The sequence below is a fragment of the Escherichia sp. KTE114 genome (genome assembly GCF_000407765.1).
Taxonomy (GTDB): Bacteria; Pseudomonadota; Gammaproteobacteria; order Enterobacterales; family Enterobacteriaceae; genus Escherichia; species Escherichia ruysiae.
In genome coordinates this window covers 1,366,217-1,392,898 of sequence record NZ_KE136626.1, presented here as the reverse complement: position 1 = coordinate 1,392,898, position 26,682 = coordinate 1,366,217, and the positions used below count along the sequence as shown (strand labels likewise).

Below are 26,682 nucleotides of genomic sequence, written 5' to 3'. Positions count from 1 at the left end.
GTTATGTGATCGCGCCCTGGTCATCCCGGACGGTAAATCCCAGTTCATTGGAGATAGCCTGCGCAGTTTCAAGCAGCGGTTTCAGGAGATTTTTCTCCCCCACCTGTTTCAGGCGTGATGTCGAAAGCGAAATCGACACCGCATACGGCACCCGCCCATGAATATCAAACACCGGAACAGCAATACAGGAGACGCCGAGTTCATTCTCTTCTCTGTCCATTGCCACGCCACTTTCACGAATGTGCGCCAGTTCATCGAACATCGCGGGCAGTTCGGTAATGGTGTTGCGGGTTAGCGGCTGGATTTCATTCTGATGGCTTTCCCAATACGATTTCACGTAGTCCTGATGACCAAACGCCATATAAACCTTACCCATCGCCGAACAGTAGAGCGGCATATGCTGACCAATATAGGCGCGGGTTCGTAGCATACCGGTAGTAGGTTCCAGTTTATAAATCAAAATAGCGTGATCATCTTCTCGACTGGAAAAGTTAATGGTTTCACCAGTGGAGATGTTCAGCGTCTCAAGATGCGGCGCGGCAATATGAATGATATTCAGCGACGACAGCGCCTTTTGCCCGACAGCAATAAATTTTGTGGTCAGGCGGTAACTCCCCGCAGCGGGAGCAGTTGTCACATAGCCACAGGACTGTAGCCCCTGCAATAAACGATGGACCGTGCTTTTATTTAAGCCAGCCAGTTCAGAGAGATGCGCCAGCGGACAACCGTTTGGATAGTTGCTCAAAATCTCAATCAGCATCAACCCGCGAAACAGGCTCTGACTTCCAGCTGGGCGCTCTTTTTCCTGCGCCAACTCGTGCTCTTTTTTTCCCATCGCTTTCTTCCCCTTTTTATCGCGCCCTGATGGTAACGCAAAGTGTGTCGCAGTTCACGATCTCGACAGATAATTTGTAACTATTTGATTTTAATAATTTTTAAAAATCATGGCGCGGATTGCTTTGTTAAAAAGCGATCGATATATTTGAAATCAAATTTCGCATAGTGGAATTTTAAGCTAAAAAAGCGATCAACAAACACAAGGAAGCCAGGGATGAAAGTGACATTTGAGCAGTTAAAAACAGCCTTTAATCGGGTATTAATTTCACGTGGCGTTGACAGCGAAACAGCCGATGCCTGTGCAGAGATGTTCGCCCGCACCACCGAATCCGGCGTTTATTCTCATGGCGTTAACCGTTTCCCCCGTTTCATTCAGCAACTGGAAAACGGCGATATCATTCCTGACGCCCAACCCAAACGTATAACCAGCCTCGGCGCGATTGAGCAGTGGGACGCCCAGCGTTCGATCGGTAACCTGACGGCGAAAAAGATGATGGACCGCGCCATTGAACTGGCGGCAACTCACGGGATTGGCCTGGTCGCGTTACGCAATGCCAACCACTGGATGCGCGGCGGCAGCTACGGCTGGCAGGCGGCGGAAAAAGGCTATATCGGCATCTGCTGGACCAACTCTATCGCCGTAATGCCGCCGTGGGGCGCAAAAGAGTGTCGCATCGGCACCAACCCACTGATCGTCGCTATTCCTTCTTCACCCATCACCATGGTCGATATGTCGATGTCGATGTTCTCCTACGGCATGTTAGAAGTGAATCGTCTGGCGGGACGCGAGCTGCCGGTCGATGGTGGGTTTGATGATGAGGGCAATTTGACCAAAGAACCTGGCATTATCGAGAAAAATCGCCGCATTTTGCCGATGGGTTACTGGAAAGGTTCTGGCATGTCGATTGTGCTGGATATGATAGCCACTCTCCTTTCTGACGGCGCATCGGTTGCTGAAGTCACCCAGGACAACAGCGACGAGTACGGCATTTCACAAATCTTTATTGCCATTGAAGTGGACAAACTGATCGACGGTTCCACCCGCGATGCCAAACTGCAACGCATTATGGATTACGTTACTAGCGCCGAGCGCGCAGACGAAAACCAGGCCATTCGTTTACCCGGTCACGAATTCACTACCCTGCTGGCAGAAAACCGTCGTAACGGAATTACCATTGACGACAGCGTATGGGCAAAAATCCAGGCATTATAAGGAGATAGACCATGATTTTTGGACATATCACACAACCTAATCCGTGCCGTTTGCCCGTCGCCATTGAAAAGGCGCTCGATTTTCTACGCACCACCGATTTCAACGTCCTGGCACCGGGCGTTATCGAAATCGACGGCAAAAATATTTTTGCGCAAATTATCGATTTAACCACACGCGAGGCGGTGGAAAACCGTCCTGAGGTTCATCGTCGCTATCTGGATATTCAGTTTCTGGCCTGGGGCGAAGAGAAAATCGGTGTAGCCATTGATACCGGGAATAATAAAGTCAGCGAATCACTATTAGAGCAACGCGATATTATTTTTTATCACGATAGTGAACATGAATCATTTATAGAAATGATACCGGGTAGCTACGCTATTTTCTTCCCGCAGGATGTTCACCGACCGGCATGTAATAAAAATGCCCCAATGGCAATCCGCAAAATCGTGGTTAAAGTAGCCCTCTGCGCTTTATAAAAAGTTATTACTGGAGCACAAAATGAAAGCGAATAATGCCGGTTATATTATCGGTGCGTATCCCTGTGCACCTTCTTTCCACCAAAGAAGTGAAGAGGAAGAGAAGGATTTCTGGCGACAATTATCAGATACCCCTGATATTCGCGGTCTGGAACAACCCTGCCTGGAAAACTTCCATCCTCTTGGCGATCAATGGTTACTTCGCCATACGCCGGAAAGCTGGAAATTTGTCGTCACCGCTGTGATGGAAACCATGCGTCGCCGCAGCGAAAACAGCGGCTTTGGTCTCGCCTCCAGCGATGAAGAACAACGCAAGGCCTGCGTGGCGTACTATTGCCACCTGTTCCATAAAATCAACTCATTGCAGGCTAATAAAGTGCTCGCACTGGAGATCCAGGCCGCACCGTTAGCAACGAATCCCAATGTTATGCAAGCAACGGATGCTTTTGCCCGCTCGTTGAAAGAAATCGCCAGTTGGGACTGGCCGTGCAAACTGGTGCTGGAACACTGCGATGCCATGACGTCTGCCGCTCCCCGCAAAGGCTTTTTGCCTTTGGAAAATGTGCTGGAAGTCATTGCCGATTATGACGTCAGCATCTGTATCAACTGGGCGCGATCCGCCATTGAAGGCCGCAATACAGCGTTGCCGCTGACCCATACCCAAATGGCGAAACAGGCCGGGAAACTCGGCGCGTTGATGTTCTCTGGTACGACGCTAAACGGAGCATACGGAGAATGGCAGGATTTACACGCGCCGTTTGCACCATTCTGTGCAGAAAGCCTGATGACCACAGATCATGTTCGCGAGTTATTTAATGTAGCAGAGCCATCAACATTGCAATTTTCGGGCATCAAGTTATTAGAAATCCATGCAGCTGCTGATGTTCAGCACCGCATCGAAATATTACGCAATGGCATTCACTCTCTAAATGAATCTATTTAAAACGATTCATTTATTTTGCCAGATTCTAATTAATCGCTCTCCAATAAATATTACGAATACCAACAACATTAATTAATGAAAACATATTGCATAACAAGAAGGACTCGTTATGAAACGGATACTCGAAGGCATTCTTGCGCTCATCATCGCAATACTGTCTTGTATTATTTTTATTAATATCATTCTTCGATATGGATTTCACACAAGCATATTATCGATTGATGAATTATCCCGGCTTTTATTTGTCTGGTTAACCTTTATTGGCGCTATCGTTGCTTATATGGACAACAGCCATGTGCAGGTTACTTTTTTAGTCGAAAAACTCTCTCCCACTAATCAACAACGTGTTTCGCTGCTAACCCATACGCTCATTTTATTGCTGTGTCTGGGTCTGGCCTGGGGTGCAATAGAAAAAACGTCACAGGACTGGAGTAACTTATCGCCCATTCTCGGCGTACCCGTTGGCTTAATGTACGCCGCCGCTATCCCCACCAGCCTGATTATCGCATTGCTGGAATTGCGTCACTTATACCGGCAGTTCACAAATACCACCAGCCAAAACCAACAAGGAGTCTGACGATGACAATTCTTATATTTATTGTCAGTTTGTTAGGCGCTATCGCGATTGGTGTTCCCATCGCCTGGGCATTATTGCTGTGCGGCATCTCATTGATGTTCTGGATGGATATCTTTGATGTGCAAATTCTGGCGCAAACGCTGGTCAACGGTGCGGACAGTTTCTCTCTGTTAGCCATTCCCTTCTTTGTGCTGGCGGGTGAGATCATGAACGCGGGCGGCCTGTCGCAACGTATTGTCGACCTGCCAATGAAACTGGTGGGTCACAGGCCAGGCGGTCTGGGTTACGTTGGCGTGCTGGCGGCAATGATTATGGCAAGCCTTTCCGGTTCTGCGGTTGCTGATACCGCAGCTGTCGCGGCGCTGCTGGTGCCGATGATGCGTCAGGCCAACTATCCGGTAAATCGCGCCGCCGGACTTATCGGTTCTGGCGGTATTATTGCGGCCATTATCCCTCCCTCTATTCCACTCATTATCTTCGGCGTCTCCAGCGGACTCTCTATCAGTAAACTGTTTATGGCGGGCATCGCGCCGGGCATCATGATGGGCGTCACGCTGATGATTACCTGGTGGTGGCAGGCAAAACGGCTGAATCTGCCTTGCCAGCCAAAAGCCTCACTGCGGGAAGTCTGGCAATCTTTAGTCTCCGGTATTTGGGCGCTCTTTTTGCCGATAATTATTATTGGCGGTTTCCGTTCGGGGTTATTTACGCCTACCGAAGCAGGCGCGGTTGCCGCCTTCTACGCTCTGTTCGTCTCGGTGGTGGTCTATCGCGAAATGACCTTCTCCACGCTTTATCATGTTCTGATTAACGCGGCGAAAACCACATCCGTGGTCATGTTCCTGGTGGCTTCTGCTGCGGTATCTGCATGGCTTATTACGATCGCCGAATTACCCATGATGGTATCGGAGCTATTACAACCGTTGGTTGATTCGCCTCGCTTATTATTCATCGTCATTATGCTCGCTATTATGGTGATCAGCACGGTAATGGACTTAACGCCCACCGTATTAATTCTTACACCTGTATTAATGCCATTAGTGAAAGAAGCGGGAATAGATCCGGTCTATTTCGGCATCATGTTTATTATCAACTGTTCAATATCACTGATTACGCCCCCGGTCGGTAACGTCCTTAACGTGGTATGCGGCGTGGCAAAACTTAAATTTGACGATGCGGTAAAAGGCGTTGCGCCTTACGTCATGGTTTTATTCATGTTGTTAGCATTATTTATTTTTATACCGGAGCTTATTACCGCTCCTCTTAAATGGATGAGTTAAAAGGAAATCATAATGAAATTACGTTCTGTAACCTACGCTTTATTATTTGCCGGAGTGGCGGCGTTCAGTACATCTTCTCTGGCGGCACAATCATTACGTTTCGGTTATGAAACCTCGCAAACCGATTCACAACATATTGCAGCAAAAAAATTCAACGAATTATTGCAAGAAAAAACCAAAGGCGAACTGAAGTTAAAACTGTTTCCGGACAGCACCCTCGGCAATGCGCAGGCGATGATCAGCGGCGTGCGCGGCGGCACTATTGATATGGAGATGTCTGGCTCCAATAACTTTACGGGACTCTCGCCCGTCATCAACCTGCTCGATGTCCCTTTCCTGTTCCGCGATACCGCTCACGCGCATAAAACGCTCGACGGAAAAGTCGGTGATGAACTGAAAATTTCCCTTGAAGGTAAAGGGCTGAAAGTGCTGGCTTACTGGGAAAACGGCTGGCGCGATGTCACCAACTCGCGTGCACCGGTTAAAACTCCCGCCGATCTGCAAGGGCTGAAGATCCGTACCAACAATAGTCCAATGAATATTGCGGCATTCAAAATCTTCGGTGCTAACCCGATCCCGATGCCATTTGCCGAAGTCTATACCGGGCTGGAAACCCGCACCATCGACGCCCAGGAACACCCGATTAACGTCGTCTGGTCAGCAAAATTTTATGAAGTGCAGAAGTACCTTTCTCTGACCCATCACGCCTACTCCCCACTTCTGGTGGTGATCAACAAAGCGAAGTTTGATGGCTTAACCCCTGAGTTCCAGCAGGCACTGATCACATCTGCGCAAGAAGCGGGTAACTATCAGCGCAAACTGGTTGCTGAAGATCAGCAAAAAATCATCGACGGCATGAAAGACGCGGGCGTTGAAGTGATTACCGATCTCGACCGCAAAGCCTTTAGCGATGCATTGGGTAATCAGGTTCGCGACATGTTTGTTAAAGATGTTCCGCAGGGCGCTGAACTGCTGAAAGCCGTGGATGAGGTGCAATAAACCATGACGCAATACTGGCTGGGGTTAGATTGTGGCGGTAGCTGGCTGAAAGCCGGACTGTATGACCGCGAAGGCCGGGAGGCGGGCGTGCAGCGCCTGCCGTTGTGCGCATTAAGCCCGCAGCCAGGCTGGGCAGAGCGCGATATGGCAGAACTGTGGCAATGCTGCATGGCTGTCATTCGCGCCCTGCTTACCCATTCCGGCGTTAGCGGGGAGCAAATTGTGGGTATCGGTATCTCCGCACAAGGGAAAGGTTTGTTTTTACTCGATAAAAATAACAAACCGCTAGGTAACGCCATTTTGTCCTCTGACCGCCGGGCGATGGAAATCGTCCGTTGCTGGCAGGAAGATGGCGTCCCGGAAAAACTCTACCCGCTGACCCGCCAAACCTTGTGGACCGGGCATCCGGTGTCGCTGTTACGCTGGCTGAAAATGCACGAACCTGAGCGTTATGCGCAAATTGGCTGCGTGATGATGACGCACGACTATCTGCGCTGGTGTTTAACCGGCGTCAAAGGCTGCGAAGAAAGCAATATTTCCGAGTCCAATCTCTACAACATGAGTCTTGGGGAATATGATCCGTGCCTCACCGACTGGCTGGGGATCGGTGAAATCAATCACGCCCTGCCGCCTGTTGTTGGATCTGCCGAAATCTGCGGGGAGATCACCGCTCAGACAGCCGCACTGACCGGTCTGAAAGCGGGTACGCCCGTTGTCGGCGGCCTGTTTGATGTGGTTTCCACCGCACTTTGTGCCGGGATCGAAGACGAATCTACCCTCAATGCGGTGATGGGAACCTGGGCGGTGACCAGCGGCATAACCAGCGGTTTACGTGACGGTGAAGCGCATCCGTATGTCTATGGCCGCTACGTTAATGACGGTCAATTTATCGTTCACGAAGCCAGCCCTACCTCTTCCGGCAATCTCGAATGGTTTACCGCGCAGTGGGGAGAAATCTCTTTTGCTGAGATTAATCAGGCCGTTGCCGGCTTGCCGAAAGCCGGAGGCGATCTGTTTTTCCTGCCGTTCCTGTACGGCAGTAACGCCGGACTTGAGATGACCAGCGGTTTCTACGGGATGCAGGCCATTCACACCCGCGCGCACCTGTTGCAGGCCATTTATGAAGGCGTGGTGTTCAGCCACATGACCCACCTCAACCGGATGCGTGAACGTTTTACCGCTGTTCACACCCTGCGCGTGACTGGCGGTCCGGCGCACTCCGATGTCTGGATGCAAATGCTGGCGGACGTCAGCGGTCTGCGTATCGAGCTGCCGCAGGTGGAAGAAACGGGATGCTTTGGTGCGGCGCTCGCTGCCCGTGTCGGTACGGGCGTTTATCGCAACTTCAGCGAGGCCCAGCGCAGCTCGCAACATCCGCTACGCACATTGCTGCCGGACATGACCGCGCATCAGCATTACCAACAAAAATATCAACGTTATCAGCAACTCATTGCCGCACTTCAGGGTTATCACACCCACATTAAGGAACACACATTATGAGCAGACCACTTCTGCAACTGGCTCTCGACCACTCATCACTTGAAGCCGCGCAGCGCGACGTGACGCTGTTAAAAGACAGCGTCGATATCGTCGAAGCGGGCACCATTCTCTGTTTAAACGAAGGTCTTGGCGCGGTGAAAGCCTTGCGTGAACAGTGCCCGAACAAAATCATCGTCGCTGACTGGAAGGTCGCTGATGCCGGTGAAACGCTCGCGCAACAGGCGTTTGGCGCGGGCGCCAACTGGATGACCATCATCTGCGCCGCGCCGCTCGCCACGGTGGAAAAAGGCCACGCGATGGCGCAACGCTGCGGCGGTGAAATCCAGATAGAGCTGTTCGGCAACTGGACACTGGACGACGCCCGTGACTGGCATCGCATTGGTGTACGGCAGGCGATTTATCATCGTGGTCGCGACGCACAGGCCAGCGGGCAGCAATGGGGCGAGGCGGATCTGGCGCGTATGAAGGCTCTTTCTGATATCGGCCTCGAACTTTCTATTACTGGCGGGATTACCCCTGCTGACCTGCCGCTGTTTAAAGATATCCGCGTGAAAGCGTTTATTGCCGGGCGGGCGCTGGCAGGCGCAGCAAATCCGGCGCAGGTGGCCGCTGATTTTCATGCGCAAATTGACGCAATCTGGGGAGGCGCACGTGCGTAATCATCCGTTAGGTATTTATGAAAAGGCGCTGGCGAAAGATCTCTCCTGGCCGGAGCGGCTGGTGCTGGCAAAAAGCTGCGGTTTTGATTTTGTCGAAATGTCGGTGGATGAAACCGACGAACGGCTCTCACGTCTTGACTGGAGCGCCGCACAACGTGCTTCGCTGGTCACTGCGATGATCGAAACGGGTGTCTCCATTCCGTCAATGTGTCTGTCTGCCCATCGTCGTTTTCCCTTTGGCAGCCGGGACGAGGCGGTGCGCGAACGGGCGCGGGAAATCATGAGTAAAGCGATTCGTCTGGCGCGCGATCTCGGTATTCGCACCATCCAGCTGGCAGGTTACGACGTCTATTATGAAGACCATGACGAAGGCACCCAGCAACGTTTTGCCGAAGGGCTGGCGTGGGCGGTTGAACAGGCAGCAGCCGCGCAGGTAATGCTGGCGGTGGAGATTATGGATACCGCGTTTATGAACTCCATCAGTAAATGGAAAAAGTGGGACGAGATGCTCGCCTCACCGTGGTTCACCGTCTACCCGGACGTCGGCAACCTCAGCGCCTGGGGCAATGATGTTCCCGCCGAACTGAAACTGGGCATTGACCGTATCGCCGCCATCCACCTGAAAGACACCCAGCCAGTCACCGAGCAAAGTCCCGGACAGTTCCGTGATGTGCCGTTTGGCGAAGGCTGCGTCGATTTCGTTGGCATCTTCAAAACGCTGCATGAACTGAACTATCGCGGTTCTTTCCTGATTGAGATGTGGACCGAAAAAGCCAAAGAGCCGGTGCTGGAGATTATTCAGGCGCGGCGCTGGATTGAAGCGCGTATGCAGGAGGCCGGGTTTATATGTTAGAGCAACTGAAAGCCGACGTGCTGGCGGCGAATCTGGCACTTCCCGCTCACCATCTGGTGACGTTCACCTGGGGCAATGTCAGCGCGGTTGATAAGACGCGACAATGGATGGTGATCAAGCCTTCCGGCGTCGAGTACGACGTGATGACCACCGACGATATGGTGGTGGTTGAAATAGCCAGAGGTAAGGTGGTGGAAGGCAGCAAAAAGCCCTCTTCCGACACGCCAACGCATCTGGCGCTTTATCGCCGCTATGCAGAAATTGGCGGCATTGTGCATACCCACTCGCGCCATGCCACTATCTGGTCGCAGGCAGGGATTGATCTCCCTGCCTGGGGTACGACTCACGCTGACTATTTTTACGGTGCGATCCCCTGCACGCGCCAGATGACCGCAGAGGAGATCAACGGTGAGTATGAATACCAGACTGGCGAAGTGATCATTAAAACCTTCGAAGAGCGCGGCAGGAGTCCGGCACAAATCCCGGCGGTACTGGTGCATTCTCACGGCCCGTTCGCCTGGGGTAAAAACGCCGCCGATGCGGTGCATAATGCCGTGGTGCTGGAAGAGTGCGCGTATATGGGGCTGTTCTCGCGCCAGCTCGCGCCGCAGCTTCCTGCCATGCAAAATGAACTCTTAGATAAGCACTATCTGCGTAAGCACGGGGCTAATGCCTATTACGGGCAGTAATCTCTCACGCCGGGGCTTCATCGCCCCGGTACTATGAATTGATATGCTCCCGCTTCCATGCGGTGGACGTTAAACCCGTGTGTTTGCGGAAGTCTGTCGGAAATAACTGACATTATTAAATCCGCACAACGCCGCCACTTCAGTTAGCGACTCGTCTGTTGCGCTGAATTTGCCCGGCTGGCGTCCACAGCGGAATCCAACATTACATTCCTCACAAGAATCAGAAACGTTTAACGTAGGCGATTATAATCATCGACCATTTCGTTGTACTCGCGTAACGCTCGTGGAAATGAGTCTTCGACCATCCAGCTTGAGTTTGCGTCCTGAAGTTGCTCTTTATCCCAGTCGGAGTACGGGACTTTATCTCTAATGCGGCGAACATATTTTTTAGCCTCAAGCTGATATTGGTCTGCCGAATGGATGAATGAGAAATTCATGCCACCTTTATCCGCTTCTTTGGCCTGCGCCACCAGCGTTTCCAGCTCAGTCACTTTCTTCATTGCCGCTTCGGCATCAAACTTATCTTGCGAGATCAGGTTATTAATTTGTTTCGCTGAGATCATGACTGCCAGAGAGTAGTAGTGGAATGTTTTCCCTTCTCTTTCTTCAATATTTTTCAGTTCCGCAAGCTGGCGCTTATCATTAATTTCCTGAATTGCCGCATGATAAGATTCGGCGACAGGTTCAAAGGCATCAAGATTTTTTAAGAATGTCTGGTGCAGCGTTTTCCCTTTGGCAAATGCATCGTCTTTATAATTTTCCTGGGTGTAATATTTATCCATTTCGTTAATGGTATTACCCAACGCCACGGCAGCATCGATATAACTCACCGCCACGCCGTCAATAGGTTGCAGTGCAGGCGTTAACGCCACAGCACTTTTCACTCCTTTCTCACACTCTGAGAGATTGGATTCACTAATACTGTAGATGCCATAGACAGTCCTCTCTTTACCGGTAGGCCCCTGTTTAAAATCTTCCAGCCAGTCAGCATAACGCGCCAGACTACGCTGTACAGGGATCTGTAACTTGTTGTAGCACTTGATATAGACATCCATTTTTTCGTCGAAAACCGCTTGTTCATCGACCACCGGTTGCGCAGGCGTTTCAGGCTTAGCTTCTGCTTTTGCAACGGGGGCTTCAGGAGCTGGTGCGGCAGGTTGACTATTGGCGGGCGGGGGAGTTTCTGTTTCGGCTTTTTTATCATCACATCCAGTGATACCGAGGGCCATTATGGCGATAATAATAGCTGAAGATAATAAATTCCTTTTCATTTAATTGCCTTATAAATAGATAAATAAGAGAGTGAATATAATAAAGGAAAAAAGAAAGCGTCACTACACGCGTTTTGTTTATAAATAAATAGCTACAATTCACTGAATGAATAAGTCCTGTAATTTCATATATAAATTACAGGACTTAATTCAATTAACAGTTCAACCGTTACGGGAGGGAAGTTTCTGCCCCCCATTATTTAAACCTACATTACATCCCATAACGTTCAGAAATAGCAGCATGTTTCTCTTCGTTCGCTCCGGCTTCTTTGGCAAGTCGCCACCAGCACAACGGATGTTCCCAGTCTGCGGTTAACTCACTTAGCGTTTTATCAATATTAGCTTTAGCAACCGAACGCGGCGCGCTGATAACAAAATAGAACGCGGGCAGTGGCTCGGCATCTTCTCCCTGATGACTGTCCGTTAACGTATAGTCATCGTTACTGTTGCTCCAGTAGTACCAGTTTCGTTCACGTAGCGCCTCACGGAAGGCATTAAACTGTTCTTCACCAGGCATAACGCCTTCGCAGAACCAGGACTCGCCGTACTCAGTCGGGATAATGGTTTTCAGGCAGGCATAAAGCGGGGTGAAATTCTTCTGTTCTTCCTCATCTTCAGGCCGGGTATTCAACATTTCCGCATCGAAAACGACAATTTCATCAACATGTTGTGGGTAATCAGTCCGGTAGGTTGGTTCAATAATCCTTGCCGTTACCGGTCCAATCCGCTGGGCATAGTAATAGCGGTATTCGAAGTTTTCCCGGAAACGGATATTCAGTAACCCCCATTTTTCGTCAATAAAACCTTCACCTTCCGTGAGTTCGATTTCCAGTTCTGCGGCGATAGTCCGCACCAAATCCCACTGTTGTAAGATGCTGGCGGTCGCCATGATATCCCACTGGAGATTGCGAATATCTTCTTCACGGCTAATCATAAGTTGCTGCAATTGCTGTAAATAATCCAGCTGCCGATCCCAGGCTTCCTGTTTTTGTGCTGCCCAGGAGCACATGCGATAAACGCCGATCCACTCACGCCCTTTTTCATTTTGCAGCAACTGTTGCCCAATCGACTCCAGTTCACTCCAGTCTTCCTGTTGGTTGATCACTCGCGCGCGGAACCACAAGGCCATATGTAGTAGCCCAGCCCGTTCATACTGCTTCGCCAGTTGTTCGATCGCTTGCTGATCGCCACGGTGTAGCAGGAGATCCAGCAGATCGAAGCAAAGGCCGTTATCTTCCTGGATGTGGCTTTCAACATAGCTTTGCAGCAGTTCAATCGACTCATCAATCGCATTGCAAGCCTTTAACGCATTGACCAGTTTACCCAGCAATTCCGTATCATCTGGCGTGTTCAGGTAAGCACGGCGGAATATTTCGACGTCTTTTTCGGGGTCAGGCTGCGTTTCTTCATCGCTATTTTCAGGCGATTCAACAACCGGGCGAGCAAGCAGTTCCGCCTCTTTAGCGGCAATTTTTTCACTAAGTTCGAGAAACTCGCGATCAACCCCCAATAACGCGCGTAATTTCGGTATGTGCCGCTGAGCCAGTTTCATCGCCATTTTGGCAACCCAGACGGATTCACGCTCCAGTGCCAGAGTGATTTGCAGTTTCGCCAGATCAACCACTTTGCGGTGCGCCCCGGCCTGTGAACGGTGCTCCAGCATTTTTTGGATGATTCGCGCCAGTTGCCAGTGGTTTCTCTGTGGATTGCGGGGCAGTAATTCAGTAATAATCTTCAGCCATAGTCCCCATGAATAGGGAGTCAGATCTGACCAACGCGGCAATTCCTCCCAGACTTCTTTGTCCTGCCCGCATAACGCCATGATGTACAGTTTTTTGAGTTGATAATTGATGCGGTCGCGTCCCCAATAATCATTCTCTTTTGCCAGTTCATCAATCACTTCACGTGCTTCATCGTAACGCTGAAGGGCAACCAAAATATCGGCACGGGTTGCCAGCAGTGCTTCTAAATATTCACTCCCCGATACTTTTACCGCATCGATTTGCCTGTCGATATAAACCAACGCCTCTTCTGTTCTGTTGGAATCCATCAGCGCACTGGCATATTCGCAGGATAAACACATAAAGCAGCTCCAGGTCGGATCAATGCGCGCGATGGTTTCTTCACACACCGCCATGCGTTCATTGGCCCAGCCTGGGGCATCTATATTCTCGTAGCAGGCGGATAAATCCTGTGTAACGCAGATAGATTGCGGGCAATCTTTCGCCTCTTCCCGATGCGCTTTTTCAAACAGCGCCACCACGTCAGGCAGCACTTTTTCGCCTTCTTCGTAGTTGGTCAGACGATGGCGCATCTCCCAGTGTCCGATAAATATTTCCAGCCACGGATTTTTTGCCACCTGATTCAGTGCTTTCATTTCCGGTAATAACGAATCGCACTTTTCCATTTGCAGATGTAAAACACCTTCAGAAAAATCATCAATTATCTGCGGAATATACTCCTGCCCGGCATCACGCAACTCCTGGCTATATTTGTTGTACCACTCCCATGTATCCATTTTATTTTCCTTGATTAATTAAGACAGGAATAACCTGAGTAAAATCATCCAGCGCCTGGTGTAAATCCCACTGCTGTTCTTTATTACCGCTGGAGCACAAAATTACTTTCAGCGATTTTAATAACCGTAATGCCGCCGCTGGCTGTTGCTGATGTTGTAATGCCGTCACCAGTTGCATGATGCAGGGGTTATTGAGATTGATATACAGACTTGACGTTTTGGTCTTTTGGATTTGCGAGGTAAATTGCCGTGCCAGCATTAACGCTGCGGTGCTAATACGTTTATCCGCGTCATCCTGTTCAAGAATTTGTTTTAATTCTGCTTCGCGGTCTGGCGTGACCACGAGCGGTAAAACGGCGGGTTCGAAGCGGGAGATAATTAATTGCTCGCCATCGCAAAGATGCTCTTCGAGATAAGCCACCTGCTCTTCGGGTAATTCCGCCAGGCTGAACAACTGCTCATTGCCCGTTTGCGTACCGACTTCAATAATCCGGCAGTGATATAACAGCGCCCAGCGGCGTAAAAATGGCACCACCGCATAGCGATCGCCACGCGCTACAGGTCGTTGCAGAATATGGAACAACATCTCTTCAAAACCGCCGTCACGGCTTAACAGAATATGAATGCTGTTATTAACGCGTAAATCTTTCGCCAGCAGCGCGCCTTTTGACGTTGGCACCTGTAAACGGTCTTTGAGCAAATCAAACAGACGGTCATCACACAACGCTGCGCCAAGCAACGCTTCGTTATGGCGCATTAATACCCGTCGCCAGATTTCTGGCTGATTTTGTGCGAGATCGGATAAACCAGAAATCAGCGCCTCTTTTAACGCCTCCTGCACCGCGACCCAGGTTTCGTCGCGCTGGAGATCTTCCCGGCTCGCCGTCGGCGTCAGTTTCGATGACTCAATCACACCGCCAATAAAACCGGCCCAGGGCGGTAACAGCTCACGCGCTTCGTCATCGAGTAACATGCCGCGCAAAAACAGCGACAGGTTGCGGTTATCGCTAGTGCCGTAGGTTGCGCCATCCTGAATCCATAAAATTCCAACTGCATCGCTCATTCCCGCTGGCACCACCGGAATGGTGCAAATAGGTTCAAAGGAGGATTCAAACTGGGCGGCAAAGGCGAGATTTTTCCGCTGTACCAGTGCGCGGTGCATCGTTACGCCATCTGGCGTTTCTTCACGCCACGGTGGCTGGAGTTTGTTCACCGGCTCGCTGGCATCCCCCACATAGACCGGTTCGTGCAGCAATATGCAGTAGCGGGAAAGGACGCGGTTCAGCAAATTGTTACTCGCCAGATGGCTGTACTCTTCTTTGAGCGTCAGAATCACCTGCGTCCCCGGCTCCGAGGCCTGATGCGGCGTAACGGTATATTTTTGCCCGTCGGTAGAGTGGTATTTCCAGCTCTGATCTGGCGTTTGCCACGAGGTGGTCAGTACCGTCACTTCTTTCGCCAGTACAAATGCCGACAAAAAACCGAGGCCGAACATACCAATTAAACCGGTGTTGTCATCCTGCTGGCGCAGCATTCGGGTATAACCCACGCCCACTGTAGCCAGGAAGCCGTGAATTTCGCTTTCTGTCAGACCCGCGCCAGTATCGCTAATGGTGATGGTGGATCTCGCCACGTCGGCCACCACACGAATCGCGTTATCCTTTGGTGCATTGGGTTGCTCAATCCTGCGGCGCACGATCGCATCATGGCCGTTCTGCACCAGCTCGCGCACGGCAACCACGGGAGTGGAGTAAAGATGCTTACTGAGCACCTCAATTAAGCCGTTTAAATTAACTTCTGTAGAATATGAACTGCCAGGTAACTGTAATGTACTCATTTTTCAATACTCATAATCCATCACCCACTATTGAAAATACATCGCTGTTTTTACAACCGGTGCAAGGTTTGTTATTTTCATTCACTCATCGGAAACATTTATTTATTGACACGATGATTAAAACAAAATGTCTTATATAAATAATGATTAATTCTTAAAGGATTAATGCGACTGGAGTATATCGATATAAACCGGAGTTAACGAGATAATTTCTTGTGGTTAAATTATTATTTAAATGCTGAATAACATATTCAGCATTATTTAATAAAAAAATAAAACCGCAATCCAGAATCAGAATTGCGGTATTTCTTTAATTATGAATCAACCGTTGCGGATGGGTATAAATCGTCGCCCGTCCCGGCTTACAAAAACCTACCAGCGTCAGGTTACATCGCTCGGCGACTTCTACGGCAAGCGTTGTCGCGGCAGACACCGCAAACAGAATTTCTACTCCGCACATCGCCGATTTTTGCACCATTTCATAGCTGGCGCGGCTGGAAACCAACACCGCCCCCGACTGCCAACGTTCACCTTCTTGCGCCCGCCGACCTAACAGTTTATCCAGCGCCACATGGCGGCCCACATCTTCATGTCCGCCAGCCAGTTCGCCAGACGGCAACATCCAGGCGGCGGCGTGAGTACAACCGGTCAATTGCCCCACGGGCTGGAAGTCATTGAGATGGCGTAACGCGTTATCAAGATTATTGAGATCAAATGTCTGGGTGAACGGCAGCGGCTGCACCGGTTTACCGATGTCGTTAAGTTGCTCCACGCCACATACGCCACAGCCCGTACGCCCTGCCAGCGCCCGGCGGCGCTCCTTCAGCCCCATAAAGCGACGGCTGGAAAGTTCGATTTGCACTTCCAGACCATTACACGAGGGAACAACATCCATGCCGAAAATATCACGCGGGCTTTCGATAATTCCTTCGGAAAGCGAAAAACCAAGCGCAAAGCGTTCAAGGTCTTTTGGCGAAGCCATCATCACTACGTGCGAAATGCCGTTGTAGACCAACGCAACGGGAACTTCTTCCGCGACTTCATCAAGCCGGGAACGTTGTAAATCGTCACGCTGCCATAACTCAATTTGTCGCATTCCCGTGATATTTGTCACATTTTTGATTTCTTTTTGCTGTGTTTTTTTCACTTTCTCTTAACCAGATAAGAACACACACACCAAGATTATGGTATTCTGTTACAAACCCTTCCTGGATGGAGGGAAATTGAGCCAATTCTGGACCTTTGCGGCCCCTTCCGCAAAGAAAAATAACTCCCACTCCCTGCACACGCAGCAAGCGAATGTAAATGGGACGTGACAATGTCGAAACAAGGAGCAATCCATGCAGGTCAGCAGAAGGCAGTTCTTTAAGATCTGCGCTGGCGGTATGGCAGGCACCACGGCAGCGGCACTGGGCTTTGCACCCAGCGTAGCACTCGCGGAAACAAGGCAGTATAAACTGCTGCGCACCCGCGAAACCCGTAATACCTGCACCTATTGTTCTGTTGGTTGCGGGCTGTTGATGTACAGCCTCGGTGACGGAGCAAAAAACGCCAAAGCATCTATCTTCCATATCGAAGGCGATCCGGATCACCCGGTCAACCGTGGTGCACTTTGTCCGAAAGGCGCTGGCCTGGTGGATTTTATCCACTCCGAAAGCCGTCTGAAGTTCCCGGAATATCGTGCGCCTGGTTCTGACAAATGGCAGCAAATCAGTTGGGAAGAGGCGTTTGATCGCATCGCCAAACTGATGAAAGAAGACCGCGATGCAAACTACATTGCGCAAAACGCCGAAGGCGTGACTGTTAACCGCTGGCTCTCCACCGGGATGCTGTGTGCTTCCGCGTCGAGTAACGAAACCGGCTATTTAACGCAAAAATTCTCCCGCGCGCTGGGTATGCTCGCGGTCGACAACCAGGCGCGTGTCTGACACGGACCAACGGTAGCAAGTCTTGCTCCAACATTTGGTCGCGGTGCGATGACCAACCACTGGGTCGACATCAAGAACGCCAACCTCGTCGTGGTGATGGGCGGTAATGCCGCTGAAGCTCACCCGGTAGGATTCCGCTGGGCGATGGAAGCCAAAATTCACAACGGCGCGAAGCTAATTGTGATTGATCCTCGCTTTACGCGTACGGCGGCGGTGGCTGACTACTATGCCCCTATTCGTTCCGGTACTGACATTGCTTTCCTGTCAGGCGTATTGCTGTACCTGCTGAACAATGAAAAATTCAACCGCGAATACACCGAAGCCTATACCAACGCCAGCTTGATCGTGCGTGAAGATTACGGCTTTGAAGATGGCCTGTTCACCGGCTACGACGCGGAAAAACGCAAGTACGATAAATCCTCCTGGACTTACGAACTGGACGAAAACGGCTTCGCCAAACGCGATACCACGCTGCAACATCCACGCTGCGTGTGGAACTTGCTGAAACAGCACGTTTCCCGTTATACGCCAGATGTGGTTGAAAACATCTGTGGTACGCCAAAAGACGCGTTCCTGAAAGTCTGCGAATACATCGCCGAAACCAGTGCACACGATAAAACCGCCTCGTTCCTCTACGCGCTCGGCTGGACGCAACACTCCGTTGGTGCGCAGAACATCCGTACCATGGCGATGATCCAGCTGCTGCTCGGCAACATGGGGATGGCAGGTGGCGGCGTTAACGCCCTGCGCGGTCACTCCAACATTCAGGGGCTGACGGATCTGGGGCTGCTGTCGCAGAGCCTGCCGGGTTACATGACGCTGCCAAGCGAGAAGCAGACCGATCTGCAAACTTACCTTACCGCCAACACGCCGAAACCGCTGCTGGAAGGCCAGGTAAACTACTGGGGCAACTATCCGAAATTCTTCGTCTCAATGATGAAGGCCTTCTTTGGTGATAAAGCGACGGCGGAAAATAGCTGGGGCTTTGACTGGTTGCCGAAGTGGGATAAAGGTTACGACGTCCTGCAATACTTCGAGATGATGAAAGAGGGCAAGGTCAATGGCTATATCTGCCAGGGCTTTAACCCTGTTGCCTCATTCCCGAACAAAAACAAAGTGATCGGTTGTCTGTCGAAACTGAAGTTCCTCGTCACCATCGACCCGCTGAACACTGAAACCTCTAACTTCTGGCAGAACCACGGTGAGCTGAACGAAGTTGACTCGTCGAAGATCCAGACCGAAGTGTTCCGTCTGCCATCGACCTGTTTCGCGGAAGAGAACGGTTCTATCGTTAACTCCGGTCGCTGGTTGCAGTGGCACTGGAAAGGTGCGGACGCCCCAGGGATTGCATTGACCGACGGCGAGATCCTCTCCGGTATCTTCCTGCGCTTGCGCAAGATGTATGCCGAACAGGGTGGCGCGAACCCGGATCAGGTACTGAACATGACCTGGAACTACGCCATTCCGCATGAGCCGAAGTCTGAAGAAGTGGCGATGGAGAGCAACGGTAAGGCGCTGGCCGATATTACCGATCCGGCAACCGGTGCGGTTATCGTCAAGAAAGGCCAACAACTTAGTTCGTTCGCCCAACTGCGCGATGATGGTACGACTTCCTGTGGCTGCTGGATTTTCGCCGGTAGCTGGACGCCGGAAGGCAACCAGATGGCACGCCGAGATAACGCCGATCCGTCTGGCCTCGGTAACACGCTGGGCTGGGCATGGGCATGGCCGCTTAACCGCCGCATCCTGTATAACCGCGCCTCCGCAGACCCGCAGGGTAACCCGTGGGATCCGAAGCGTCAGTTGCTGAAATGGGACGGCACCAAGTGGACCGGCTGGGATATTCCGGACTACAGCGCAGCGCCTCCGGGCAGCGGCGTTGGGCCGTTTATCATGCAGCAGGAAGGCATGGGGCGTCTGTTTGCTCTCGATAAGATGGCGGAAGGTCCGTTCCCGGAACACTACGAGCCGTTTGAAACGCCGCTGGGGACTAACCCGCTGCATCCAAACGTTATCTCGAATCCGGCTGCGCGTATCTTTAAAGATGACGCTGAAGCATTGGGTAAAGCCGATAAGTTCCCGTATGTCGGAACCACCTATCGTCTGACCGAGCACTTCCACTACTGGACCAAACACGCGCTGTTGAACGCGATTTTGCAACCAGAGCAGTTTGTGGAAATCGGTGAGTCGCTGGCGAATAAACTTGGCATTGCTCAGGGCGATACCGTGAAAGTCTCCTCCAACCGTGGCTATATCAAAGCCAAAGCGGTGGTGACCAAACGTATTCGCACGCTGAAAGCGAACGGCAAAGATATCGATACCATCGGTATTCCGATTCACTGGGGCTATGAAGGCGTGGCGAAAAAAGGCTTTATTGCCAATACGTTGACGCCATTCGTCGGTGATGCGAACACGCAGACGCCGGAGTTTAAGTCCTTCCTTGTGAATGTGGAAAAGGTGTAACGGAGACGACATATGGCTTATCAATCTCAAGATATCATTCGTCGTTCCGCGACTAACGGTCTGACCCCCGCGCCTCAGGCGCGGGACTTCCAGGAAGAAGTGGCGAAACTCATCGACGTCACCACCTGTATCGGCTGTAAAGCCTGTCAGGTGGCGTGTTCAGAGTGGAACGACATTCGCGATACCGTCGGCAATAACATTGGGGTGTACGATAACCCCAATGATTTAAGCGCCAAATCGTGGACGGTAATGCGCTTCTCGGAAGTGGAGCAGAATGACAAACTGGAATGGCTGATCCGCAAAGACGGCTGTATGCACTGTTCCGATCCGGGCTGCCTGAAAGCGTGTCCGGCGGAAGGTGCAATTATTCAGTATGCCAACGGCATCGTCGACTTCCAGTCCGAGCAGTGCATTGGCTGCGGTTATTGCATTGCGGGCTGTCCGTTCGATATTCCGCGCCTCAACCCGGAAGACAACCGCGTCTACAAATGTACGCTATGCGTTGACCGCGTGGTGGTTGGGCAAGAACCGGCCTGCGTGAAGACCTGCCCGACGGGCGCGATTCACTTCGGTACGAAAGAGTCGATGAAAACGCTAGCGAGCGAGCGCGTGGCGGAGCTGAAAACCCGTGGTTACGACAATGCGGGTCTGTACGATCCGGCTGGCGTCGGTGGTACACACGTGATGTACGTGCTGCACCATGCTGACAAGCCGAACCTGTATCATGGCTTGCCGGAGAACCCGGAAATCAGCGAAACCGTGAAATTCTGGAAAGGCATCTGGAAACCGCTCGCGGCTGTTGGCTTTGCGGCTACCTTCGCGGCCAGTATCTTCCACTACGTGGGTGTCGGTCCGAACCGTGCGGATGAGGAAGAGAACAATCTGCACGAAGAGAAAGACGAGGAGCGCAAATGAAACGACGTGACACCATCGTGCGCTACACCGCGCCGGAACGTATCAACCACTGGGTAACCGCCTTCTGCTTCATCCTGGCGGCGGTGAGTGGGCTGGGCTTTTTGTTCCCATCCTTCAACTGGTTGATGCAAATCATGGGCACACCGCAGCTGGCGCGAATTCTGCACCCGTTTGTCGGCGTGGTTATGTTTGCCTCGTTCATCATCATGTTTTTCCGTTACTGGCATCACAACCTAATCAATCGGGATGATATCTTTTGGGCGAAGAATATTCGTAAGATCGTCGTCAACGAGGAAGTAGGTGACACCGGGCGTTATAACTTCGGTCAGAAATGCGTTTTCTGGGCAGCGATTATTTTCCTGGTTCTGCTGCTGGTGAGCGGTGTGATTATCTGGCGTCCTTATTTTGCGCCTACTTTCTCAATCCCGGTGATCCGATTCGCGTTAATGCTGCATTCATTTGCCGCAGTAGCGTTAATTGTGGTTATCATGGTGCATATCTACGCCGCCCTTTGGGTGAAAGGCACGATTACCGCCATGGTGGAAGGATGGGTTACCAGCGCATGGGCGAAGAAACACCATCCACGCTGGTATCGTGAAGTCCGCAAGACAACGGAAAAGAAAGCTGAATGAGTATTCGCATAATCCCGCAAGATGAGCTGGGGTCGAGCGAGAAACGTACGGCGGATATGATTCCGCCGTTATTGTTCCCTCGGCTCAAAAATTTGTACAACCGCCGCGCCGAGCGTCTGCGCGAACTGGCAGAAAATAATCCGCTGGGTGATTACCTGCGCTTTGCTGCGCTTATCGCCCACGCCCAGGAAGTGGTGCTGTACGACCATCCGCTGGAGATGGATCTGACTGCACGCATTAAAGAAGCCAGCGCACAAGGCAAGCCACCGCTGGATATTCACGTTCTGCCGCGCGATAAGCACTGGCAAAAACTGTTGATGGCGCTGATTGCCGAGCTGAAACCTGAAATGAGCGGTCCGGCGCTGGCCGTGATTGAGAATCTGGAGAAGGCATCAACCCAGGAGCTGGAAGATATGGCCAGCGCGCTGTTTGCCTCTGATTTCTCCTCCGTCAGCAGCGATAAAGCACCGTTTATCTGGGCCGCGCTGTCGCTCTACTGGGCGCAAATGGCTAACCTGATCCCCGGCAAAGCCCGCGCAGAATACGGCGAACAACGTCAATATTGCCCGGTTTGTGGTTCTATGCCGGTGTCCAGCATGGTGCAAATTGGCACCACTCAGGGTTTGCGTTACCTGCACTGCAACCTGTGCGAAACCGAATGGCACGTGGTGCGCGTAAAATGCAGCAACTGCGAGCAGAGCGGCAAACTGCATTACTGGTCGCTGGATGACGAACAGGCCGCGATTAAAGCCGAAAGCTGCGATGACTGTGGCACTTACCTGAAGATTCTTTATCAGGAAAAAGAGCCGAAAGTTGAAGCCGTGGCAGATGACCTCGCCTCCTTGGTACTGGACGCACGAATGGAGCAAGAAGGCTATGCCCGTAGCTCCATCAACCCGTTCCTGTTTCCAGGTGAAGGGGAGTAATCTCTGACGTTTTCCGGGTGGCGCAGGTCGCCCGGATTACAGCTCATAGGGTGTGATACACCATCTCTCGTATTCCGCGTTACCAATTCAAGTCCATGCTGTCAGTGCCTGTTTGGTCTCAATTTTCCCAGCAACACATCGATAAGGTTATTGGTATGTCACTGATGACAAACGTAAGATTGCCTGATGCGCTACGCTTATCAGGCCTACCCCAAAAACTGCAATATATTGAATTGGCATGATTTTGTAGGTCGAATAAGGCGTGCAAGCCGCATCCGGTATGAACAACGCGCACTTTTCAGTATTCTGATTGGTATCATTTTTGCCATTACCATTCCTCGCGCAGCTTACACTATTCTTCAACACCTACTGCCTCACTCCTTTGCTTGCCGCCTTTTACCCTACGCACCGGAAATTGCTGACGCTCCAGATATTGCTCTACCGCTTCGCGTAAAATTGCAGATCGCGAAACCTTACGCCAGCCCCTGAGCTTATTCAGCCGTTTAATTGCCTCTTCTGATAAATGAAGAAAAACCGTATTCATCGCCATTTTCACCACCTTACATAAATTACTCATTAATGTATGTGCGAAAATTACGCCGAAAAATTAACTGACGAAAGCTTATTTTTTCATACGGTTTTGTTTTTGCGAGACGTTTTCCAGAAATAATACAACAGTTGCAATTATTTTAATTGTTACTCAAAAATGGCTTAGTTATCGCCCAGAATAATTTATTACTCTTAATTAGGCGGGGACACTCCCACAGAAAAGCGACAATAAATAATAAGGATGAGTTATGGGTGTTATGAATATATTATATTCAAGAATATTTTTTTGATTGGGTCTTCATTTGCATCATCCAGGTGGTGTACCCGAAAAAAGTCAGCTTCTTTACAGCACCGGAGATTAAGGTGAAATTAATCATCCGTAACTGACCGGTCAGTGCCACCACCAACCGGTCTTTAATTAAAACGTCCACCCTACTCTTCTTCGTTCCCGCCCTCTTCATACGGGCCAAATGGCTTAGCGGGAAGAACGATATACGTCCCTTCAAACACCGCACCAGGCGTCTCGTCGCCAAAGATTTCAACCTGCATTTGCACCCGCGCTTTACGCCCGCGCGCCAGACGGTCGAGATCGCCACTTAACGCACCGAGGTCGGCTACCGCATGGGGTTTACCGCTAATCGGTTTGCTGTAGCGGATATGCGCATCGGCCAGAATAATCGTTCCGCCGAGATGGCGTTCACGCAGCATCAGCCAGATAAGCCCCCAACCGGTGAGTGTTGCCAGCGAGAATAAACTCCCGGCAAATAACGTATGATGCGGATTCTGATTGCCGGTTTCCGGCATGGTGGTGATAAATTTTTGCCCAGTATATTGCTGAATACGCACGCCCATTTTTTCACTTAATGGGATGTGTTCATACCACGCCTGCTGGAGCTGTGCGCACCAGTCGCCGCGATGCAAAATATCATCCAGAGTAGCGACAGGTTTAATCATCAAAAAATGACGAATGGGTGTGGTAGTTGGTGTGGTGATTTCTCCCTGATTCACAAACCCCAGCTTGGCGAAAAACTCCACCGCATCTTCGCGGGCGCTACAGGTCACGCGTTTAACACCTTCCTGACGCGCCACCGACTCAAGCGTCATCGCCATCAGCGTCCCCAACCCTTTGTCCTGCACGTCCGGGTGTACCGCCATAAAACGGATGGAGGCTTCGTTATCGGCATTGATATACAGCCGCCCTACCGCCACCAGATTACCCTGCTCGTCAACGACCATCTGGTGATGCGCCATCGCATCCCACGCGTCGCGTTCCGAACCTTTTGGTTGATGCAGGGGTTTACGCAACATCTCCCAGCGAAACTGATAGTAACGCTCTAATTCTTCTTCTGTTTGTGGAACCCGAAGGTGATACATAGCGATACTCTCTCTTGTTTCCCGTGATACCCCTGGAAGCTGGCTCATACCTGCAACCAGAATGTCACGGGGCCATCATTGACCAGCGATACCTGCATATCCGCAGCGAAGCGTCCTGTTTGCGTGTTCATCTCCTGCTGACGGCAGCGTTCGACGAAATAGTCATATAACGCCTCTGCGCGATCCGGTGATGCGCCTTTGGAGAAACTTGGGCGCATCCCTCGTTCGGTATCTGCGGCAAGGGTAAACTGGGAAACCACCAGCACACTGCCGCCGGCCTGTTGCACGTTGAGATTCATCTTGCCTTCGGCATCGCTAAAGATGCGATAGCCGAGCACACGCTCGCACAGACGGTTTGCTTTCTGTTCGTCGTCATCCTTTTCGACACCCAATAACACCAAAAGTCCCGCGCCAATTTCGCCCGTCACTTCTCCCTCCACGGTGACGCTGGCACGGGTTACGCGTTGAATTAATGCAATCATGGTTCGTCGTCTTCTTCTTGTTCAGCTGCTTGTTTTAGTTTGCGGTATTCCCCGAGAGTGACAGTAATTTCCGCGCCAAGCAAGACGATACACCATGTCCAGTAGACCCAGACGAAGAGAATGGGGATCACCGCCAGTACGCCGTAAATGAGCTGATACGACGGGAACATGGTGATATAAAGCGCGAAACCTTTCTTTCCTGCTTCGAACAGGAGCGCGGCGACAAACGCGCCGACAATAGCGTCGCGGTTAGGTACGCGGATGGTAGGAACAATGCTGTACAGCAGCCAGAAGGAGATCCACGACAACAGCAGCGGAAAAATACGCAGCACATTGTCGATGACGGTATTGAGATCGCTCGCCCAGCGCAGGGAGAGCAGATAGGAACTGATCGCCAGACTGGCACCTGCCAACAGCGGCCCTAACGTCAAAATCATCCAGTACACGGCAAACGAGTAAATTTTGGGACGCACCCGTTTACTGCGCCAGATGGCGTTAAGTGCGCTATCGATGGAGTACATCAGCAATAACGCCGTGACGATCAGGCCACATGCCCCGACGGCGGTCATCTTGTTGGAATTGGCAACAAACTGTTCGATATATTGCTGGATAACATCGCCGGTGGCAGGCAGAAAGTTGGCGAAAATAAAGTGACGCAACTGAATGCTGACGTCGGAAAACATGGGAAAAGCGGCGAAAAGCGCAAAAACAACGGCAACCAGCGGCACTAATGAGAGCAACGACACATAGGCAAGGTTACCTGCCAGGGTTGTCATGTTGTCCTCATTAATGCGTTGCCAGAGTAGTTTCAGCCAGGCCCATAGCGGACGGGTACGATGCCTGGCTTTTTCATGGATGGTTTTTAGCATAACACCTTCGCGAAATAGTCCGGGATGGTGGTTTTATCTTTTACCTGAATGCTGGTAATGCCTAGCTGATTAGCCCCTTCTATATTATCGGCGTTGTCATCGAAAAAGACGGTATCGCTGGGTGAAAAACCTTCTGCCTGTAAAACATGCTGGTAGATCCGCGCTTCCGGTTTGCGCATACCTAAATCTTGCGACAGATAGATATGGTCGGCAGCGTTGCGGATTTCCGGGTATTCCTCCGGCCAGAAAGTGGTATGCAGGCGGTTAGTATTGGAAAGCACCACCACGCGATGCCCCTGTTCACGCAGTTTATGCATGATATCGATCACTTCCGGGCGCAGCGCGACAAACACTGCCTGCCAGCCGTGGGAGAACTGCTCGTAGCTTAGCGGTAAGGCCATCTCATGGCACAGCGCCTCTGCGAACGCTTCATCGCTAATTTCCCCACGTTCATGCTGATGAAACGCCTCCCCCATATGAAAACTCTTCTTAAGCGTAGCCAGCGGAACGCGCGTTAAATCGCTCCAGGTTCCCAGCACACGGTTAAAGTCGATATCGACAATCACATTACCTAAATCAAAGATATAGAGCATTTTTGCCTCCTTTCTCGCCACAGGAAATTAACTGTAGCGGGAAAGGAGGGGTTTGGCTATGTGGCAATATGGGTAATCTTGTGACGCTGATTGCGAAAAAGCAGAGTAATTTCACTGGCTTTTTCGCAATACATGAATGGTTAAGATTCAGGCGTAAATGGCCGACGAGTTTCTATGACCAGCGGCTTATCTGGCGTCACAAATTCCGGCGTTAGATTTATTGCGTCAGGTGCCTGGGTAAGCGGGTTAACCCAGGTGCATCGCGCTGGATGAAATCATAGCCTTTATTTTGAGGATGG

Annotated in this window: 24 protein-coding genes and 2 pseudogenes; 14 read left to right on the top strand and 12 right to left on the bottom strand. The window is 51.1% G+C overall.

Annotated elements, in window-relative coordinates:
- Position 1: 1 nt before the first annotated feature.
- Positions 2-835 (bottom strand): IclR family transcriptional regulator YiaJ, encoded by an 834-nt coding sequence (yiaJ, locus tag WC5_RS14170; protein ID WP_000516598.1) that lies wholly within the window; start codon positions 833-835, stop codon positions 2-4.
- 216 nt (positions 836-1,051) lie between these two features.
- Between yiaJ and yiaK the strand changes: the two genes are divergently transcribed.
- From yiaK to araD, 10 genes are all read left to right on the top strand, one after another.
- A complete protein-coding gene (gene yiaK, locus WC5_RS14175; RefSeq protein ID WP_000869058.1) occupies positions 1,052-2,050 on the top strand; it encodes a 3-dehydro-L-gulonate 2-dehydrogenase in 999 nt (332 codons plus the stop codon).
- An 11-nt stretch (positions 2,051-2,061) separates the two neighbouring features.
- Positions 2,062-2,526, top strand: coding sequence for a NanQ anomerase/TabA/YiaL family protein (locus WC5_RS14180; RefSeq protein ID WP_000576116.1), 465 nt, complete (start codon positions 2,062-2,064; stop codon positions 2,524-2,526).
- Between the two features lie 22 nt (positions 2,527-2,548).
- Positions 2,549-3,469 carry a DUF4862 family protein gene (locus WC5_RS14185; RefSeq protein ID WP_000646633.1) on the top strand — a complete coding sequence of 307 codons (921 nt, stop codon included), beginning with the start codon at positions 2,549-2,551 and terminating at the stop codon, positions 3,467-3,469.
- A gap of 109 nt (positions 3,470-3,578) precedes the next feature.
- Entirely contained in the window at positions 3,579-4,046 is a 468-nt protein-coding gene (gene yiaM, locus WC5_RS14190; protein ID WP_000821450.1) for a 2,3-diketo-L-gulonate TRAP transporter small permease YiaM, read from the top strand.
- A 2-nt stretch (positions 4,047-4,048) separates the two neighbouring features.
- Entirely contained in the window at positions 4,049-5,326 is a 1,278-nt protein-coding gene (gene yiaN, locus WC5_RS14195) for a 2,3-diketo-L-gulonate TRAP transporter large permease YiaN (RefSeq protein ID WP_000153835.1), read from the top strand.
- Between the two features lie 12 nt (positions 5,327-5,338).
- Positions 5,339-6,325 carry a 2,3-diketo-L-gulonate TRAP transporter substrate-binding protein YiaO gene (gene yiaO, locus WC5_RS14200; RefSeq protein WP_000776920.1) on the top strand — a complete coding sequence of 329 codons (987 nt, stop codon included), beginning with the start codon at positions 5,339-5,341 and terminating at the stop codon, positions 6,323-6,325.
- A gap of 3 nt (positions 6,326-6,328) precedes the next feature.
- Positions 6,329-7,825 carry an L-xylulokinase gene (gene lyxK / locus WC5_RS14205; protein WP_000196062.1) on the top strand — a complete coding sequence of 499 codons (1,497 nt, stop codon included), beginning with the start codon at positions 6,329-6,331 and terminating at the stop codon, positions 7,823-7,825.
- Positions 7,822-8,484, top strand: coding sequence for a 3-keto-L-gulonate-6-phosphate decarboxylase UlaD (gene ulaD, locus WC5_RS14210; protein WP_000089488.1), 663 nt, complete (start codon positions 7,822-7,824; stop codon positions 8,482-8,484). The genes lyxK and ulaD overlap by 4 nt, the downstream gene beginning before the upstream one ends.
- The gene (locus WC5_RS14215) at positions 8,477-9,337 is read left to right on the top strand and encodes an L-ribulose-5-phosphate 3-epimerase (RefSeq protein ID WP_010349705.1); all 861 of its coding nucleotides are present in this window, start codon (positions 8,477-8,479) and stop codon (positions 9,335-9,337) included. The genes ulaD and WC5_RS14215 overlap by 8 nt, the downstream gene beginning before the upstream one ends.
- Entirely contained in the window at positions 9,331-10,026 is a 696-nt protein-coding gene (araD, locus tag WC5_RS14220) for an L-ribulose-5-phosphate 4-epimerase (RefSeq protein ID WP_000893151.1), read from the top strand. Before WC5_RS14215 ends, araD begins: the two co-directional genes overlap by 7 nt.
- 31 nt (positions 10,027-10,057) lie before the next feature.
- On the opposite strand, the pseudogene WC5_RS25640 reads toward araD, so the two are convergent.
- From WC5_RS25640 to fdhD, 5 genes and pseudogenes are all read right to left on the bottom strand, one after another.
- Positions 10,058-10,176: pseudogene (locus tag WC5_RS25640) on the bottom strand (AraC family transcriptional regulator); the annotation flags it as partial.
- An 80-nt stretch (positions 10,177-10,256) separates the two neighbouring features.
- Entirely contained in the window at positions 10,257-11,297 is a 1,041-nt protein-coding gene (locus tag WC5_RS14225; protein WP_010349707.1) for a YiiG family protein, read from the bottom strand.
- A 211-nt stretch (positions 11,298-11,508) separates the two neighbouring features.
- The gene (locus WC5_RS14230) at positions 11,509-13,815 is read right to left on the bottom strand and encodes a tetratricopeptide repeat protein (RefSeq protein WP_000382008.1); all 2,307 of its coding nucleotides are present in this window, start codon (positions 13,813-13,815) and stop codon (positions 11,509-11,511) included.
- 1 nt (position 13,816) lies between these two features.
- Positions 13,817-15,652, bottom strand: coding sequence for an ATP-binding protein (locus WC5_RS14235; RefSeq protein ID WP_000105784.1), 1,836 nt, complete (start codon positions 15,650-15,652; stop codon positions 13,817-13,819).
- A gap of 310 nt (positions 15,653-15,962) precedes the next feature.
- A complete protein-coding gene (gene fdhD, locus WC5_RS14240) occupies positions 15,963-16,799 on the bottom strand; it encodes a formate dehydrogenase accessory sulfurtransferase FdhD (protein WP_000753606.1) in 837 nt (278 codons plus the stop codon).
- 193 nt (positions 16,800-16,992) lie between these two features.
- Between fdhD and fdnG the strand changes: the two genes are divergently transcribed.
- The 4 genes from fdnG to fdhE are packed head-to-tail and all read left to right on the top strand — an operon-like array spanning position 16,993 to position 22,516.
- Positions 16,993-20,043: a formate dehydrogenase-N subunit alpha gene (fdnG, locus tag WC5_RS14250; protein WP_011310337.1), complete on the top strand. Its 3,051-nt coding sequence runs from the start codon at positions 16,993-16,995 to the stop codon at positions 20,041-20,043.
- A gap of 12 nt (positions 20,044-20,055) precedes the next feature.
- On the top strand, positions 20,056-20,958 hold the full coding sequence (gene fdoH / locus WC5_RS14255) for a formate dehydrogenase O subunit beta (RefSeq protein ID WP_000331377.1): 903 nt from the start codon (positions 20,056-20,058) through the stop codon (positions 20,956-20,958).
- Positions 20,955-21,590, top strand: a complete 636-nt coding sequence (fdoI, locus tag WC5_RS14260) for a formate dehydrogenase cytochrome b556 subunit (protein WP_000829032.1) — start codon at positions 20,955-20,957, stop codon at positions 21,588-21,590. The genes fdoH and fdoI overlap by 4 nt, the downstream gene beginning before the upstream one ends.
- Complete coding sequence (gene fdhE, locus WC5_RS14265) at positions 21,587-22,516, top strand: formate dehydrogenase accessory protein FdhE (RefSeq protein WP_000027708.1); 930 nt, start codon at positions 21,587-21,589, stop codon at positions 22,514-22,516. The genes fdoI and fdhE overlap by 4 nt, the downstream gene beginning before the upstream one ends.
- Positions 22,517-22,868: 352 nt before the next feature.
- Here fdhE and WC5_RS14270 read toward each other — a convergent pair whose 3' ends face one another.
- From WC5_RS14270 to WC5_RS24780, 6 genes and pseudogenes are all read right to left on the bottom strand, one after another.
- Positions 22,869-23,066: a ribbon-helix-helix domain-containing protein gene (locus tag WC5_RS14270; protein ID WP_001251295.1), complete on the bottom strand. Its 198-nt coding sequence runs from the start codon at positions 23,064-23,066 to the stop codon at positions 22,869-22,871.
- A 431-nt stretch (positions 23,067-23,497) separates the two neighbouring features.
- Complete coding sequence (gene fabY / locus WC5_RS14275) at positions 23,498-24,439, bottom strand: fatty acid biosynthesis protein FabY (protein ID WP_001297068.1); 942 nt, start codon at positions 24,437-24,439, stop codon at positions 23,498-23,500.
- Positions 24,440-24,483: 44 nt separating this feature from the next.
- On the bottom strand, positions 24,484-24,921 hold the full coding sequence (gene dtd / locus WC5_RS14280; protein WP_000560983.1) for a D-aminoacyl-tRNA deacylase: 438 nt from the start codon (positions 24,919-24,921) through the stop codon (positions 24,484-24,486).
- On the bottom strand, positions 24,918-25,790 hold the full coding sequence (locus WC5_RS14285; RefSeq protein WP_000920721.1) for a virulence factor BrkB family protein: 873 nt from the start codon (positions 25,788-25,790) through the stop codon (positions 24,918-24,920). Before WC5_RS14285 ends, dtd begins: the two co-directional genes overlap by 4 nt.
- Positions 25,784-26,383, bottom strand: a complete 600-nt coding sequence (yihX, locus tag WC5_RS14290; RefSeq protein WP_010352372.1) for a glucose-1-phosphatase — start codon at positions 26,381-26,383, stop codon at positions 25,784-25,786. Before yihX ends, WC5_RS14285 begins: the two co-directional genes overlap by 7 nt.
- A 140-nt stretch (positions 26,384-26,523) precedes the next feature.
- Positions 26,524-26,640: pseudogene (locus WC5_RS24780) on the bottom strand (aldose 1-epimerase); the annotation flags it as partial.
- Positions 26,641-26,682 lie beyond the last annotated feature (42 nt).

Bases quoted from the DNA above. Each gene is read 5' to 3' on its own strand.
- yiaJ (WP_000516598.1), bottom strand. From the start codon at position 835: ATGGGAAAAAAAGAGCACGAGTTGGCGCAGGAAAAAGAGCGCCCAGCT.
- yiaK (WP_000869058.1), top strand. From the start codon at position 1,052: ATGAAAGTGACATTTGAGCAGTTAAAAACAGCCTTTAATCGGGTATTA.
- WC5_RS14180 (WP_000576116.1), top strand. From the start codon at position 2,062: ATGATTTTTGGACATATCACACAACCTAATCCGTGCCGTTTGCCCGTC.
- WC5_RS14185 (WP_000646633.1), top strand. From the start codon at position 2,549: ATGAAAGCGAATAATGCCGGTTATATTATCGGTGCGTATCCCTGTGCA.
- yiaM (WP_000821450.1), top strand. From the start codon at position 3,579: ATGAAACGGATACTCGAAGGCATTCTTGCGCTCATCATCGCAATACTG.
- yiaN (WP_000153835.1), top strand. From the start codon at position 4,049: ATGACAATTCTTATATTTATTGTCAGTTTGTTAGGCGCTATCGCGATT.
- yiaO (WP_000776920.1), top strand. From the start codon at position 5,339: ATGAAATTACGTTCTGTAACCTACGCTTTATTATTTGCCGGAGTGGCG.
- lyxK (WP_000196062.1), top strand. From the start codon at position 6,329: ATGACGCAATACTGGCTGGGGTTAGATTGTGGCGGTAGCTGGCTGAAA.
- ulaD (WP_000089488.1), top strand. From the start codon at position 7,822: ATGAGCAGACCACTTCTGCAACTGGCTCTCGACCACTCATCACTTGAA.
- araD (WP_000893151.1), top strand. From the start codon at position 9,331: ATGTTAGAGCAACTGAAAGCCGACGTGCTGGCGGCGAATCTGGCACTT.
- WC5_RS14225 (WP_010349707.1), bottom strand. From the start codon at position 11,297: ATGAAAAGGAATTTATTATCTTCAGCTATTATTATCGCCATAATGGCC.
- WC5_RS14230 (WP_000382008.1), bottom strand. From the start codon at position 13,815: ATGGATACATGGGAGTGGTACAACAAATATAGCCAGGAGTTGCGTGAT.
- WC5_RS14235 (WP_000105784.1), bottom strand. From the start codon at position 15,652: ATGAGTACATTACAGTTACCTGGCAGTTCATATTCTACAGAAGTTAAT.
- fdoH (WP_000331377.1), top strand. From the start codon at position 20,056: ATGGCTTATCAATCTCAAGATATCATTCGTCGTTCCGCGACTAACGGT.
- fdoI (WP_000829032.1), top strand. From the start codon at position 20,955: ATGAAACGACGTGACACCATCGTGCGCTACACCGCGCCGGAACGTATC.
- fdhE (WP_000027708.1), top strand. From the start codon at position 21,587: ATGAGTATTCGCATAATCCCGCAAGATGAGCTGGGGTCGAGCGAGAAA.
- WC5_RS14270 (WP_001251295.1), bottom strand. From the start codon at position 23,066: ATGGCGATGAATACGGTTTTTCTTCATTTATCAGAAGAGGCAATTAAA.
- fabY (WP_001297068.1), bottom strand. From the start codon at position 24,439: ATGTATCACCTTCGGGTTCCACAAACAGAAGAAGAATTAGAGCGTTAC.
- dtd (WP_000560983.1), bottom strand. From the start codon at position 24,921: ATGATTGCATTAATTCAACGCGTAACCCGTGCCAGCGTCACCGTGGAG.
- WC5_RS14285 (WP_000920721.1), bottom strand. From the start codon at position 25,790: ATGCTAAAAACCATCCATGAAAAAGCCAGGCATCGTACCCGTCCGCTA.
- yihX (WP_010352372.1), bottom strand. From the start codon at position 26,383: ATGCTCTATATCTTTGATTTAGGTAATGTGATTGTCGATATCGACTTT.